At 58.9% G+C, this 13134-nt stretch carries 15 protein-coding genes; 11 read left to right on the forward strand and 4 right to left on the reverse strand.

The features are described 5' to 3' along the window. Positions 1 to 55: 55 nt before the first annotated feature. From ACA061_RS00935 to ACA061_RS00950, 4 genes are all read left to right on the forward strand, one after another. Positions 56 to 1069 (forward strand): sulfate ABC transporter substrate-binding protein, encoded by a 1014-nt coding sequence (locus tag ACA061_RS00935; protein WP_497300408.1) that lies wholly within the window; start codon positions 56 to 58, stop codon positions 1067 to 1069. Between the two features lie 228 nt (positions 1070 to 1297). Further along, complete coding sequence (gene cysT / locus ACA061_RS00940) at positions 1298 to 2116, forward strand: sulfate ABC transporter permease subunit CysT (protein ID WP_210701277.1); 819 nt, start codon at positions 1298 to 1300, stop codon at positions 2114 to 2116. Between the two features lie 12 nt (positions 2117 to 2128). Further along, positions 2129 to 3001, forward strand: a complete 873-nt coding sequence (gene cysW, locus ACA061_RS00945) for a sulfate ABC transporter permease subunit CysW (protein WP_042557077.1) — start codon at positions 2129 to 2131, stop codon at positions 2999 to 3001. Positions 3002 to 3004: 3 nt separating this feature from the next. Continuing rightward, entirely contained in the window at positions 3005 to 3994 is a 990-nt protein-coding gene (locus ACA061_RS00950; RefSeq protein ID WP_497300409.1) for a sulfate/molybdate ABC transporter ATP-binding protein, read from the forward strand. 96 nt (positions 3995 to 4090) lie between these two features. Here ACA061_RS00950 and ACA061_RS00955 read toward each other — a convergent pair whose 3' ends face one another. Further along, entirely contained in the window at positions 4091 to 4618 is a 528-nt protein-coding gene (locus tag ACA061_RS00955) for an Mpo1 family 2-hydroxy fatty acid dioxygenase (RefSeq protein WP_497300410.1), read from the reverse strand. 82 nt (positions 4619 to 4700) lie between these two features. Between ACA061_RS00955 and ACA061_RS00960 the strand changes: the two genes are divergently transcribed. Then, on the forward strand, positions 4701 to 5381 hold the full coding sequence (locus ACA061_RS00960) for a Crp/Fnr family transcriptional regulator (RefSeq protein WP_497300411.1): 681 nt from the start codon (positions 4701 to 4703) through the stop codon (positions 5379 to 5381). Between the two features lie 122 nt (positions 5382 to 5503). On the opposite strand, the gene uraH is transcribed toward ACA061_RS00960, so the two are convergent. Beyond that, the gene (uraH, locus tag ACA061_RS00965) at positions 5504 to 5914 is read right to left on the reverse strand and encodes a hydroxyisourate hydrolase (protein WP_150603945.1); all 411 of its coding nucleotides are present in this window, start codon (positions 5912 to 5914) and stop codon (positions 5504 to 5506) included. Between the two features lie 11 nt (positions 5915 to 5925). Then, positions 5926 to 6411, reverse strand: a complete 486-nt coding sequence (locus ACA061_RS00970) for a GlcG/HbpS family heme-binding protein (protein WP_150618406.1) — start codon at positions 6409 to 6411, stop codon at positions 5926 to 5928. A gap of 135 nt (positions 6412 to 6546) precedes the next feature. Here ACA061_RS00970 and ACA061_RS00975 point away from each other — a divergent pair, with 135 nt between their 5' ends. The 4 genes from ACA061_RS00975 to ACA061_RS00990 all read left to right on the forward strand — a co-directional run bounded on the left by ACA061_RS00975 (position 6547) and on the right by ACA061_RS00990 (position 10184). Then, positions 6547 to 7227 (forward strand): heavy metal response regulator transcription factor, encoded by a 681-nt coding sequence (locus ACA061_RS00975; RefSeq protein WP_042557086.1) that lies wholly within the window; start codon positions 6547 to 6549, stop codon positions 7225 to 7227. Continuing rightward, entirely contained in the window at positions 7217 to 8605 is a 1389-nt protein-coding gene (locus ACA061_RS00980) for a heavy metal sensor histidine kinase (RefSeq protein WP_150603943.1), read from the forward strand. Before ACA061_RS00975 ends, ACA061_RS00980 begins: the two co-directional genes overlap by 11 nt. Positions 8606 to 8719: 114 nt before the next feature. Next, positions 8720 to 8968, forward strand: coding sequence for a helix-turn-helix domain-containing protein (locus tag ACA061_RS00985; protein WP_497300412.1), 249 nt, complete (start codon positions 8720 to 8722; stop codon positions 8966 to 8968). Then, entirely contained in the window at positions 8961 to 10184 is a 1224-nt protein-coding gene (locus tag ACA061_RS00990; protein WP_150603941.1) for a type II toxin-antitoxin system HipA family toxin, read from the forward strand. The genes ACA061_RS00985 and ACA061_RS00990 overlap by 8 nt, the downstream gene beginning before the upstream one ends. A 16-nt stretch (positions 10185 to 10200) precedes the next feature. Here ACA061_RS00990 and ACA061_RS00995 read toward each other — a convergent pair whose 3' ends face one another. After that, positions 10201 to 11205 (reverse strand): AraC family transcriptional regulator, encoded by a 1005-nt coding sequence (locus ACA061_RS00995; protein ID WP_497300413.1) that lies wholly within the window; start codon positions 11203 to 11205, stop codon positions 10201 to 10203. A 100-nt stretch (positions 11206 to 11305) separates the two neighbouring features. On the opposite strand from ACA061_RS00995, the gene ACA061_RS01000 reads away from it, so the two are divergent. Continuing rightward, positions 11306 to 12379: a fatty acid desaturase gene (locus ACA061_RS01000; RefSeq protein ID WP_497300414.1), complete on the forward strand. Its 1074-nt coding sequence runs from the start codon at positions 11306 to 11308 to the stop codon at positions 12377 to 12379. Positions 12380 to 12439: 60 nt separating this feature from the next. Further along, positions 12440 to 12637: a hypothetical protein gene (locus ACA061_RS01005; protein ID WP_497300415.1), complete on the forward strand. Its 198-nt coding sequence runs from the start codon at positions 12440 to 12442 to the stop codon at positions 12635 to 12637. The last annotated feature ends 497 nt before the right edge of the window (positions 12638 to 13134 follow it).

The following is a 13134-nucleotide window of genomic DNA, read 5'->3' on the forward strand; positions in this document are numbered from 1 at the left end:
TGATTCCAGCAGTACATAAGAAAAAGCCACCACCAGAATTCCAGGAGCTTTCACCATGTCGTCGATTCGCCGTTACGCTTTGGCCGCCCTGGCCAGCGCTGTGTTTGCCGGTTCCGCGTTTGCCAAGGATTACGAACTGCTCAACGTGTCGTACGACCCGACGCGCGAGCTGTATCAGGACTATAACGCTGAGTTCATCAAGTTCTGGCAGAAAGATCACGCTGGCGACACCGTGAAAATCCAGCAATCCCACGGTGGTTCGGGCAAGCAAGGCCGCGCAGTGATCGACGGCTTGCGTGCCGACGTCGTGACCCTGGCGCTGGCCGGCGACATCGACGAAATCGCCAAACTCGGCAAGACCCTGCCAGCCGACTGGCAGAAGCGTCTGCCGGAAGCGAGCACGCCGTATACCTCGACCATCGTGTTCCTGGTGCGCAAGGGCAACCCGAAAGGCATCAAGGACTGGGGCGATCTGGTCAAGAACGACGTCTCGGTGATCACCCCGAACCCGAAAACCTCCGGCGGTGCGCGCTGGAACTTCCTCGCCGCGTGGGCCTATGGCCTGAAAGCCAACGGCGGTGACGAAGGCAAAGCCAAGGAATACGTACAGACCCTGTTCAAGCACGTGCCGATTCTCGACACCGGTGCTCGCGGTTCGACCATCACTTTCGTCAACAACGGTCAGGGTGACGTGTTGCTGGCCTGGGAAAACGAAGCGTTCCTGGCGCTGAAAGAAGACGGCGGCGCCGACAAGTTCGACATCGTCGTGCCTTCGCTGTCGATCCTCGCTGAACCACCGGTGGCCGTGGTCGACAAGAACGCCGAGAAGAAGGGCAACGAGCAGATCGCCGAAGCGTATCTGAAGCACCTGTACAGCCCGGCCGGTCAGGAAATCGCCGCGAAGAACTTCTATCGTCCACGTGACAAGGACGTGGCCGCCAAGTACGCCCAGCAGTTCCCGAAACTGGAGCTGGTGACCATCGACAAGGACTTCGGCGGCTGGAAATCCGCGCAGCCGAAATTCTTCAATGACGGTGGCGTGTTCGACCAGATTTATCAGGCGCAGTAATCTCACTCTAACCAGCCTGATGTTTGGGCACATGACATGTGGGGGCGAGCTTTTGTGGTGAGGGGATTTATCCCCGACCGGCTGCGAAGCAGTCGCAAAACCCTGGTATGCGGTGTATTTGAAACACCGCATTTTCTGGTTTTGGGGCAGCTTCGCTGCCCATCGGGGATAAATCCCCTCACCACAGGGTTCGCTCCCACATTGATGCGTTTTTAACCAGGGACTTTTATGTCGCGTCGTATCTCCCCCGTCATACCCGGCTTCGGGCTGACGCTGGGTTACACCTTGGTGTACCTCAGTCTGATTGTGCTTATCCCGCTGGCGGCGATGTTCGTCCACGCCTCGCAGCTCACTTGGGAACAGTTCTGGACGATCATCTCCGCCCCACGCGTGCTGGCAGCCTTGAAGCTGAGTTTCGGCACCGCGCTGTGCGCTGCGATCATCAACGGCATCATCGGCACATTGCTGGCGTGGGTGCTGGTGCGCTACACCTTCCCCGGGCGCAAGATCATCGACGCGATGATCGATCTGCCGTTCGCCTTGCCAACAGCCGTCGCTGGTATCGCGCTGACCGCGCTGTACGCGCCGGCCGGCCTGGTCGGCCAGTTCGCCGCCGATCTCGGTTTCAAAATCGCCTACACCCCGCTGGGTATCACCCTCGCGCTGACCTTTGTGACGCTGCCGTTCGTGGTGCGTACGGTGCAACCGGTGCTGGCCGACATTCCCCGTGAAGTCGAAGAAGCCGCAGCGTGCCTTGGCGCGAAACCATGGCAGGTGTTCCGTCACATCCTGGTGCCGGCATTGCTGCCCGCCTGGCTGACCGGGTTTGCCCTGGCTTTTGCTCGCGGTGTCGGCGAGTACGGTTCGGTGATTTTCATCGCCGGCAACATGCCGATGAAAACCGAGATCCTGCCGCTGCTGATCATGGTCAAACTCGACCAATACGATTACACCGGCGCCACTGCCATCGGCGTGCTGATGCTGGTGGTTTCCTTTGTCCTGTTGCTGCTGATCAACTTGCTGCAGCGGCGCATCGAAACCCCATAAGGAGGCGCGAACATGTCCCAATCGTCTATTGCGGCCGCTTCCTCGGCCAACGCTGCACGCCGTGGCAGTGCCACGTCGCGCAGAATCCTGATTGGCCTTGGCTGGCTGATCTTTTTCCTGTTTCTGTTGCTGCCGTTGTTCATCGTGGTGTCGCAGGGTTTGAAGAACGGCCTTGGCGCATTCTTCACCGCGATCTTTGAACCGGATGCACTCTCGGCACTGAAGCTCACCGTGTTCGCCGTGCTGATTTCGGTGCCGCTCAATCTTGTGTTCGGCGTCAGCGCCGCATGGTGCGTGAGCAAGTACTCGTTCCGCGGCAAGAGCATGCTGGTGACGCTGATCGACCTGCCGTTCTCGGTGTCGCCGGTGATCGCCGGTCTGGTCTACGTACTGATGTTCGGCGCCCAGGGCTTCTTCGGGCCGTGGCTGCAGGATCACGACATCCAGATCGTCTTCGCCCTGCCGGGCATTGTGTTAGCGACGATTTTCGTCACCGTGCCATTCGTGGCTCGCGAGCTGATCCCGCTGATGCAGGAACAAGGCACTCAGGAAGAGGAAGCCGCGCGTCTGCTCGGCGCTAACGGCTGGCAGATGTTCTGGCATGTCACCGTGCCCAACATCAAGTGGGGCCTGATTTATGGCGTGGTGCTGTGTACCGCGCGGGCCATGGGGGAGTTCGGTGCGGTGTCGGTGGTATCCGGGCACATTCGCGGGGTGACCAACACCTTGCCGTTGCACGTCGAGATCCTCTACAACGAATACAACCACGTGGCCGCGTTCGCCGTGGCGAGCCTGTTGCTGATCCTGGCGCTCTTCATCCTGCTGCTCAAGCAGTGGAGCGAAAACCGTATCAACCGCCTGCGCGCCAGCGCCGCGGAGGAATAATTCATGTCGATCGAAGTGCGTAACGTCAGCAAGAATTTCAACGCGTTCAAGGCGCTGGACAACATCAGCCTGGATATCCACAGCGGTGAGCTGGTGGCGCTGCTCGGCCCGTCCGGCTGCGGCAAGACCACCTTGCTGCGCATTATTGCCGGTCTGGAAACCCCGGATCAGGGCAACATCGTGTTCCACGGTGAAGACGTATCCGGCCACGACGTGCGTGATCGCAACGTCGGTTTTGTGTTCCAGCACTACGCGCTGTTCCGCCACATGACCGTGTTCGACAACGTCGCCTTCGGCCTGCGCATGAAGCCGAAAAACCAGCGCCCGAGCGAAAGCCAGATCGCGACCAAGGTTCATGAGTTGTTGAACATGGTGCAACTGGACTGGCTGTCGGATCGCTACCCGGAGCAACTGTCCGGTGGCCAGCGCCAACGTATCGCCCTGGCCCGTGCCTTGGCGGTTGAGCCGAAAGTGCTGCTGCTCGACGAACCGTTCGGCGCCCTCGACGCCAAGGTGCGTAAAGAGCTGCGCCGCTGGCTGGCTCGCCTGCACGAAGACATCAACCTGACCTCGGTGTTTGTGACCCACGACCAGGAAGAAGCGATGGAAGTCGCTGACCGTATCGTGGTGATGAACAAGGGTGTGATCGAGCAGATCGGCTCACCGGGTGACGTCTACGAAAACCCGGCCAGTGATTTCGTTTATCACTTCCTCGGCGACTCGAACCGCTTGCTGTTGAGCGATGACAATCACGTGCTGTTCCGTCCGCACGAAGTGTCGTTGTCGAAGCATGAGCTGGAAGATCACCATCCCGCTGAGGTGCGCGATATCCGGCCGCTGGGCGCGACCACGCGAGTGACGTTGAAGGTTGAGGGGCAGACTGATTTGATCGAAGCCGAAGTGGTGAAGGATCACGACAGCCTGATTGGCTTGGCCAAAGGTGAGACGTTGTTCTTCAAACCCAAGGTCTGGCAGAAAGTCGCCAGCCTTTAAGATCAAAAGATCGCTGCCTGCGGCAGCTCCTACAGGGGTTCGGCATCAACCGAAATTCTGTAGGAGCTGCCGCAGGCTGCGATCTTTTAAAGCGGCCTAAACCGCCGCTTTGCTGTTCGGATTAACCCGCACCACCCCCGCCCGCGCCTCGATCTGCTCTTTCAACTCATGCCGCATCCCAAGCATGAACGCCAGCTCCGCCACCACGAACAACGGCCCGACAATCAGCCCGCTGACGTCATCGACAAACGCCGGTTTGCGCCCCTCGTAGTGATGGCCGACAAACTGGATCACCCAGCCAATCACAAACATCGCCAGACCGCTGCTCAGCCAGACCATGGTGCTCTGTTGCGCCAGGACATGTCCGGCCCAGACGGAAAGCCCCATCAGCACTGTCATCAGTACGCCGAGTTGCAACTCCAGGCGTAGGTAAAACCACGCCGAGGCCAGCGCAACCAGGACGGCTGGAGATATCCACAACCCGCCCAGCGACCATTCCGGACGCGACAACAAAACCGCGACCGCCACCACAATCAGTGGAATACCGATAAAGTGGCTGGCAATGTTGCGTGGGTCGCGGTGGTAAGCGGCGTATTGGCTCAAATGATCGACGAGGCTTTTCATTGTTGTTCCTCCTGTAGGGTGATCGCAGCATGCGCCGGGATCGGCGCTTATTCTGTCAGGCAGGCGACAGTTAGGAGTATTGATGGATAAGCGTTCACAACTGATGACCGGGCAGTGGTTCAGTCATTTACCTGCGTCCTTTCAGGATAGTCTGCTGGCGGCTGCGCGGGAGCGGCGGCTGACGGCGGGGCAGCGCTTGTTTCAGCGTGGCGATCCGCCCTGCGGTCTTTACGCGGTACTCGATGGCGCTGTGCGCATCGGCGCGGTGAGCGAGCAGGGCAAGGAAGCGTTATTGAGTCTGGTGGAAGCGCCGCACTGGTTTGGGGAAATCTGCCTGTTCGACGGACAGCCGCGTACCCATGACGCCTATGCGGTCGGGCCGTGCACGCTGTTGAATATCCCGCAAGCGACACTGCTCAAACTGCTCGACGAACAGCCGGTGTACTGGCGGCATCTGGCGCTGTTGATGAGCCACAAGTTGCGCCTGACTTTCATCAATCTCGAACAGCTCAGCCTGCTGCCGGCTCCGGCGCGGCTGGCTCATCGCTTGCTGATGATCGCCGAAGGCTATGGCGAAATCGACGCGCCCCGCCGGGTGCTGCAACTGCCGCAGGAGCAGTTGGCCTCGATGCTGTCGCTGTCGCGGCAGACCACCAATCAGATCCTCAAGGACTTGCAGGGGCAGGGGATTATTGGCTTGGGGTATGGCGAGATCGAGATCCTTGATGCCGTACGGTTGCGAGCGCTGGCCATGCTCCAATGAGTTCACGCAGATCCAATGTAGGAGTGAGCCTGCTCGCGATAACAATCTGTCAGTTAACAAATGCGTGACTGATAAACCGCTATCGCGAGCAGGCTCACTCCTACAGTTGTTGTGTGTAATGCTTAAGAACCGCGATAGGTCGAGAAGCCGTACGGGCTCAGCAGCAGCGGGATGTGGTAATGCTGATCGGTCTGCTTCACTTCAAAGATCACCGGGATTTCCGGAAAGAACGTGTCGTGTTTCACCTTCTTGAAATACTCGCCGGTCTTGAACACCACCCGGTATTCGCCCGCTTCAAAAGGCTGTTTGGCCGGGAACAGTTCGGCAATGCGCCCTTGCTCATTGGTGGTGCCTTGGGCCAGCGGCTGCCAGTTCTGACCGACGTGTTTCTCCAGCGTCACGTTGATGCCGGGCGACGGCAGGCCGTTTTCCAGGTTGAGCACGTGCACGCTCAGCGGGTTGCCGGCGGCCAGCGCCAGGCTTGAAAACGCACTCAGGCCGAGGGCGGCGAAGGTCATGCGCAGGGTGGTCATGATGAATCTCCTTATTGGGAACGGGTGATGGACAGACCGGCCTTGTCGGCGGCCCGGGTCGCACAGGTTTCGTCTTGCTCGCCACCGCCGGAACCGGCCACGCCCATGGCGCCGACCAATTCATTAGCGGCGAATAGCGGAATGCCGCCGCCGAGCAACAGCAATTCGTCGAGGGTGTTGAGGTTGGCGGTTTCCGGATTGCTGCGGGCGCGCTCGGCGAACAGGCGCGTTGGGGTTTTCGTCGATAACGCCGTATACGCTTTGCGTTGGCTGGCGACGGTGTTATGTGGCCCGACACCATCGCCACGCAGGGTCACCAGCAAGTTGCCGCCCCGGTCGAGCACCGACACCGTGCCGGTGCAATTACTCATCGCCGCGTCGGCCAGCAGGCGCGCAGTTTTCAGATCGAGGTCAGCGTGGCGCGGCAGTTCAGCAGCAGCGAAAGCGCTGGCGCTGACGCCAAGGGCCAGGCTCGCAACGAGGTATTTGAAGGTCATGGACAGGCTCCGGGTTGAATGTCGCCACCTTAGCCGCCGCACTTCGTCAGAACCTCGTCAGTCGGATTACAAGTTTGTAATAGGCAACGTTGCCGAAGACGCCTAGCCTGTGCGTCTGAACAATCGAGGTGTGCCATGCGTTTGCTGGTCGTAGAAGATGAAGCCAAAACCGCGAATTTCCTCGCCAAAGGCCTGGGCGAGTCGGGTTTTGCCGTGGACGTGGCGCTCAATGGCCTTGATGGGCGCTATTTCATCGAGCAGCAGGAATATGACCTGATCATCCTCGACGTGATGCTGCCGGGCCTCAATGGCTGGCAATTGTTGCAACTGATCCGTCAGCGCGGCGCCACCCCAGTGCTGTTCCTCACCGCCAAGGACGCCATTGAAGATCGCGTGCGTGGTCTCGAACTCGGCGCCGATGACTACTTGCTCAAACCCTTCGCCTTCGCCGAACTGCTCGCGCGCGTACGCACCCTGTTGCGTCGCGGGCCAATGCGCGAGGCCGAGTCGTACAGCATTGCCGATCTGGAGATCGACGTATTACGCCGTCGTGTCAGCCGCGGCGGCCAGCGCATCGCCCTGACCAACAAGGAATTCGCGTTGCTGCAATTGCTCGCCAGCCGCCAGGGCGAAGTGTTGTCGCGCACTCTGATCGCCTCGCAGGTGTGGAACCTGAATTTCGACAGCGACACCAACATGGTTGAAGTCGCGGTACGACGCTTGCGCTCGAAAGTCGATGACCCGTTCATGCCGAAACTGATTCACACCGTGCGCGGCGTCGGGTATCAACTGGAAGCGCCCGACGATGCGCTCTAGGTCGATTGCCTGGCGCCTGGCGCTGGCATTCGCGATGGTCTGCGCTTTGGTACTGGGCGCAATTGGCGTGTTTCTCTACCGCTCGCTCGCCGCAGAAATCGCCTACCGCGATGACTTGGCATTGCTAGGCCGACTGGAACAGGTGCGCGCCTTGCTCGCCGACAGCGACAGCCTCGACGCCTTGCAGGCGCGGCCGCGGCTGTATCAGAACATGCTCGGCAATCTCGACAGTTTGCTGCTGGTGCGCCGCACTGATGGATCAAATGTGATTGCGATCAACCCGCGCCAGCGAACGCTTCCAGCGCTGAACTCAATCGCGCGCGATCAGCCGCCGCAACGTCGCGACGTGATGACCTGGCAGGCGCCCGACGGTGCCGAAGTGGCGCTGCTGTCCGGCGAAGCTCAGGGGCCGAACGGCGAATCCCTGACCGTGATTGCCGGCAAAGTGTTAAACGAACGCGAGCAGATGCTCGCCAGTTACCGGATGCGGCTGTACGTCGCGATTGGACTGGGTGCATTGCTGGCGTTTGCGTTGGGGCTGGTGCTGCTGCGCCGTGGCCTCAAACCGTTACGACAATTGAGCGAAGCAATGCGCGGCATTGACCTGCGCAGTCTCGATCAGCGCTTGCCTGCCGCCGGCACGCCTGCGGAACTGCTTGAGCCGGTAAACGCGCTGAACGGCATGCTCGCGCGGCTGGAGGACAGCTTCCAGCGCCTGTCGCAGTTCTCCGCCGACCTCGCTCACGAAATCCGCACGCCGCTGCACACCTTGCTCGCCAGCAATGGCCAGGCGCTGAACCACCCGCGCAGCACGGCGGAGTATCAGGAAGTACTGGCCTCGAATATGGAGGAGTTCGAGCGGCTCAAACGCATGGCGGAAAATCTGATGTTCCTCGCCCGTGCCGAACAGGCGGAGCGTGCGCTCGATTTGCGCACGCTGGATCTGGCTGACATCGGCGATGAGCTGTGTGATTACTTCGAAGCCTTGGCCGACGATCGTGGGATTCACTTGAGAAACACCTTCAGTGGGCAATTGTTTGCCGACCAGCAACTGCTGCAACGCGCCCTCGGCAACCTGTTGGCCAACGCGGTGCGCCACGCTGACGTCGGCTCGGTCATCAGCTTGCGCCAGCGCGATGAGCCGGGCATGTGCTGGTTGCAGGTGAACAACTACGGCCCGGCCATCGCGCCTGAACATTTGGGCAAACTGTTCGACCGCTTCTACCGCGTCGACCCGGCCCGCGCTGAACCGGGTGATTCCGGCGGGTTAGGTCTGGCGATCGTGCAGTCGATCATGCAATTGCATGGTGGGCAGGTGCGGGTAAGCAGTGATTCGTCGGGTACTGTATTTGAGCTCGGGTTTGTCAGCAGCCGATAAGCCCTCCGCCCATAACGTCTCATCTAAGCTAAACTCTTTCTGAATATGCATTGAATGCGATGCATATAATGCCTATTTAGCTTTATTGCATCGTAAATAATGCAGGAATAAACAATGGAAGAGCTTGGCGAATTAATTAGAACCCTGCGTAAATCACACAAGCTCTCGCAGCAGGCGCTGGCGCAACGGTATGGAATGAGCCGCTCTACGATCTCGGGGATTGAAAACAATACGGTCTCTGAAATCGGTCTACGCAAGGTCGAGGCGATCCTCAATGGTTTCGGCTATGAGCTGAAGGCGGTACCTCTGCAAGCGCAGCGCCCCACGCTCGACTCGTTGCAAAGGGTAAATTTCCATGACTGATTCGACAGATCGATTACAAATTACCGTTGCCGATAGGTCAGTCGGGACGCTCGGTAGGGGGCAGGCCGGCATGGATAGCGTGTTCAGCTATCGCGAGGACATCACCGATCAAAATGCAGTTTCGCTGACCATGCCGACCCGTCTGGAAAGCTACGGCTGGGAGCGCGGCATTCATCCTGTTTTCGAGATGAATCTGCCGGAAGGGGCGCTGCGCGATGAACTGGTCCGGCGCTTCAGCAAAGCGGTTCGTGGCTTCGACGATTTTTCCTTGCTCGCGATCGTGGGGCCGCATCAGCTTGGACGGCTAGCGATTTCCAGTAAGTCGACAGTAGATCGTCAGCCTGAAACTGCGCTGGCAGATCTTCTGGTGCACGACGGTGCGCAAGGTTTGTTCGAGGACTTGTTGCAAACGTACGGCCAATATTCTGGCGTCTCAGGCGTGCAGCCTAAAGTCCTGGTTCGCGACAGCGCAGCCGCTGTTGATCGGCTGACTCACCGGGGCTCCACGCATCTGGTCAAAGCCTTCCGCCCCGAAGAGTTTCCTGAACTGGCAACCAACGAGTATTTCTGTATGCGCGCTGCAGCGCTGAGCGGGCTTGAAGTGCCAAAATTTGAACTGAGTGAGCGGGGCAAATTTTTGGTGGTGGAGCGTTTTGACCTGAGTGATCGTGGCTATCTGGGTTTTGAAGATTTCTGCGTGCTCAACGGCTGGGCTTCGAAAGCCAAGTACGATGGTTCTTACGAAGGCGCTGCCCGGCAGATCAAGGCCTATGTTTCGCCGGCGCTGTTGAGCCAGGCACTGGAAGCTTTTTTCAAGATAGTGGCGTTGTCGGCGGGGCTGAAAAATGGCGATGCGCACCTGAAAAACTTCGGTGTGCTGTATGACAATTGCGGCGCGCAGGCTTCAATCCGGCTCGCCCCGGCGTACGACATCATCACTACATCGGTATACATCAAGAATGACAGCTTGGCCTTGCTGCTGGGGGGATCAAAAGCCTGGCCTAAAAACAAGGTGCTTATGCGTTTTGGTCGCACGGCGTGCAACCTTACAGAAGGACGCTGCAACGAGCTGCTGCAACAGGTGGTTCAGGGCATGCAGTTGGCAATGGACGAAATGGCTGACCACATGCGAACTCATCAGCCATTCGCTGAAGTGGGGGCGGCGATGATCGAACAGTGGAAATCAGGCATGGAGCGCAGTCTGATCAAGGGCTAGGGCGATTAACGCCGGATCAACGCAACTGATCCCGAAACTGCCCTGGTGTCAGCCCCGTCCAGCGTTTGAACGCGCGGCTGAAGCTGCTGGTGTCGGCAAATCCCAGTAGATAACTGACTTCACTCAATGAGCACTGCGGATCACGCAGGTGCAGCAGCGCGAGGTTTTCGCGGCTTTCGTTGAGCAGCGTGTCGAAGCGGCAGCCTTCATCAGCCAAGTGCCGTTGCAGGCTGCGCAAACTCAAATGTAAAGCCTGGGCGATGCGTTCGGCGCTGGGCTCGCCTTCCGGTAGTTGCTCCTCAATGGCGTCGCGAACTTTGCGTTCCCAGGTCAGCGGTTTGAGCTGAGCCATGGTGCGCTTGAGCACGGCCTCGTTGTGTTCCGCCAGTTCGGGGTTGGCGTCGTCGAGATGGCTGTCGAAGTCGTTGAGGGCGAACTCCAGACGATCTTCGACCGAGGCGAAATGCACCGGGGCGCGGAAGACTTTGTGCCATTGATGAACATCGAGCGGTTCCGGGCGCCGCAGGTAAACGGCCAGCGGTGCGTAATCACGGCCGAGGCGATTGCGGCAGGTGCGCACGTAGATCGCGGCGAAGGCGTCGATGGCTTCGAAGGCTGGCGCTGGATTGCCTGCGGGAATTTTCAGACGGAACAGATAGCGGTCCTCGCTGCGGCTCAGGTCCAGCTCAAGTGCATCGCTGACCACCGGGTGATAGCGCACGATACGCTCGAACACTTCGCGCAAACTGCCACTGGCCACCAGCGCGTAACCCAGCGCATGGAACGTGGTCGGGCTGACGAACCGCGACACACGCAGACCAATCGCCGGATCGCCGCTGGCCTGCACGGCTAGCTGCCACAGGCGCGTGGTGGCGGACAGGGGATAGCGGGCGTTGGGGTCTTCCATCAGTTGTGGATCGAGCCCGGCCTGTTGGCACAGGTCAGTACTGTCCAGCCCCAGCGCGTCGAGTTGCTTGCGCAGGGCACGGGTCCAACTGGCGAGGGAGGTCGGTTCCTTCATGCTGATTGGCGCTTCCGGTCAACAGGTTGGCGTTCTCGGCTACCGTCATTGCATACATCACAACGCAAGATACGCACATCTTAAACCCGAGGATGGAAGCATGGACGGTACTTCTGCAAGCCCCCAGCGACACAATGCGGCGCAGCGATCAGCGCATATTCGCCAAGTGGTGCTGGCCAAAGGCATGGAATTGCGTGAGCGCTACCCGATTCTCAAGCATCAGGATGCGCTGGGTGCGGGAATTCTGACCTTTGCCTTGGCCGGGATGATCGGTTCGGCGGCGCTGTACATCACTGGCCATATGGCCTGGTGGGTGTGCCTGCTGCTCAACGCGTTTTTCGCGTCGTTGACCCATGAGCTGGAGCACGACCTGATCCACAGCATGTATTTCCGCAAACAACGCGTGCCGCACAACCTGATGATGGGCCTGGTTTGGCTGGCACGGCCGAGCACGATCAATCCGTGGATTCGCCGGCATCTGCACCTCAATCACCACAAGGTTTCGGGCACTGAAACCGACATGGAAGAACGCGCAATCACCAACGGCGAACCGTGGGGTTTTGCGCGTCTGCTGATGGTCGGCGACAACATGATGTCGGCCTTCATCCGCTTGTTGCGGGCGCCGACCTGGGCGCATAAGTGGAGCATTCTGAAACGGGTTTTCAAGGTTTACGCGCCGCTGGCGCTGCTGCATTGGGGGGCGTGGTATGTGTTTCTCGGCTTTCATGCGGCCAATGGCATCGCCTATCTGTCGGGCGCGTCGATTGAGTGGTCGACGACCACACTTTCGGTGATGCAGGTGATCGATATCGCTGCCGTGGTGATCATTGGCCCGAACGTGTTGCGCACGTTCTGCCTGCATTTCATCAGTTCGAACATGCATTACTACGGGGATGTCGAGCCGGGCAATGTGATGCAGCAATGTCAGGTGTTGAACCCTTGGTGGCTGTGGCCGTTGCAGGCGTTCTGCTTCAACTTCGGCAGCAGCCACGGCATTCATCATTTTGTGGTGAAGGAGCCGTTTTACATTCGCCAGATGACCGTGCCGGTGGCGCATAAGGTGATGCGGGAGATGGGCGTGCGGTTTAATGATTTTGGCACGTTCGGGCGGGCGAACCGGTTTGTGCGGCGGGATGAAGTGGTGAGTGAAGAAGTGCGTACAGCCCGGGCCTGACCGCTGAATTCAAGGGCCTCTTCGCTGGCAAGCCAGCTCCCACAGGTTTTTGTGTGGTTCATGAAATTTTTGAACTACATCGCCCCCTTTGGGAGCTGGCTTGCCAGCGATAGCTATAGCTCAGGCAACTTCAATCCGGCCGAAATGGCGAAGCACTCAAAATCCCCGCCCTCGTTACTCACCATACTGCCGCAGCCAGACCATGAATCTCCCCAGATCACTTCCCAGGTGATAACGCTGCTGTGGCGCGGCTGGTGAATACGGAGTGTTTGCTGGCCTCAAAGGGCGCCAAGCGGACGGCATCGAGAATCGATTTCGTACTGTACAAGGTGTGGTATGAAATAAGTACAGTTGCTAGTTCCAGCAGTGCGGTGTGATGTACGAAAAATGCAAACGCCAGAATTTCTCGCGTTCCTCATCGATGAATCCATAGCGCAATTTTTAGTGTAGTCAGCTTCTGCGTGTTCGCCCGCGGTACTTGCGGGTGCACGTGGCGGTCAAGCAGGCTGATGTAGTCTAGGTCGGCTGGGTCAGCGTGCTCGTCGATTTCAAAATTCATCAAACCGAAACCAAATTCGCGCGAAATGTTTACACGAGGGACACATCATGACGCTCCTGCCATTTCCGCTGAGATATATCTAAAGCGCGGTGATCTGGCTACGCGTTAACAGCATTTACGATTTTCCGGGGCCGTCTCCTTGGCAGGGTGCGGCCCTTTTTTTATGCCCGATTTTATCCAGCACCCAATCCCCTGT

The organism is Pseudomonas sp. LBUM1668, from assembly GCF_059695715.1.

Coding starts and splice junctions, on each gene's coding strand:
- ACA061_RS00950 (WP_497300409.1), top strand. CDS start 3,005: ATGTCGATCGAAGTGCGTAACGTCAGCAAGAATTTCAACGCGTTCAAG.
- ACA061_RS00995 (WP_497300413.1), bottom strand. CDS start 11,205: ATGAAGGAACCGACCTCCCTCGCCAGTTGGACCCGTGCCCTGCGCAAG.
- uraH (WP_150603945.1), bottom strand. CDS start 5,914: ATGACCACCCTGCGCATGACCTTCGCCGCCCTCGGCCTGAGTGCGTTT.
- ACA061_RS00955 (WP_497300410.1), bottom strand. CDS start 4,618: ATGAAAAGCCTCGTCGATCATTTGAGCCAATACGCCGCTTACCACCGC.
- ACA061_RS00970 (WP_150618406.1), bottom strand. CDS start 6,411: ATGACCTTCAAATACCTCGTTGCGAGCCTGGCCCTTGGCGTCAGCGCC.
- ACA061_RS00990 (WP_150603941.1), top strand. CDS start 8,961: ATGACTGATTCGACAGATCGATTACAAATTACCGTTGCCGATAGGTCA.
- ACA061_RS01000 (WP_497300414.1), top strand. CDS start 11,306: ATGGACGGTACTTCTGCAAGCCCCCAGCGACACAATGCGGCGCAGCGA.
- ACA061_RS00935 (WP_497300408.1), top strand. CDS start 56: ATGTCGTCGATTCGCCGTTACGCTTTGGCCGCCCTGGCCAGCGCTGTG.
- ACA061_RS00975 (WP_042557086.1), top strand. CDS start 6,547: ATGCGTTTGCTGGTCGTAGAAGATGAAGCCAAAACCGCGAATTTCCTC.
- ACA061_RS00980 (WP_150603943.1), top strand. CDS start 7,217: ATGCGCTCTAGGTCGATTGCCTGGCGCCTGGCGCTGGCATTCGCGATG.
- ACA061_RS00985 (WP_497300412.1), top strand. CDS start 8,720: ATGGAAGAGCTTGGCGAATTAATTAGAACCCTGCGTAAATCACACAAG.
- ACA061_RS00960 (WP_497300411.1), top strand. CDS start 4,701: ATGGATAAGCGTTCACAACTGATGACCGGGCAGTGGTTCAGTCATTTA.
- cysW (WP_042557077.1), top strand. CDS start 2,129: ATGTCCCAATCGTCTATTGCGGCCGCTTCCTCGGCCAACGCTGCACGC.
- ACA061_RS01005 (WP_497300415.1), top strand. CDS start 12,440: ATGAAATTTTTGAACTACATCGCCCCCTTTGGGAGCTGGCTTGCCAGC.
- cysT (WP_210701277.1), top strand. CDS start 1,298: ATGTCGCGTCGTATCTCCCCCGTCATACCCGGCTTCGGGCTGACGCTG.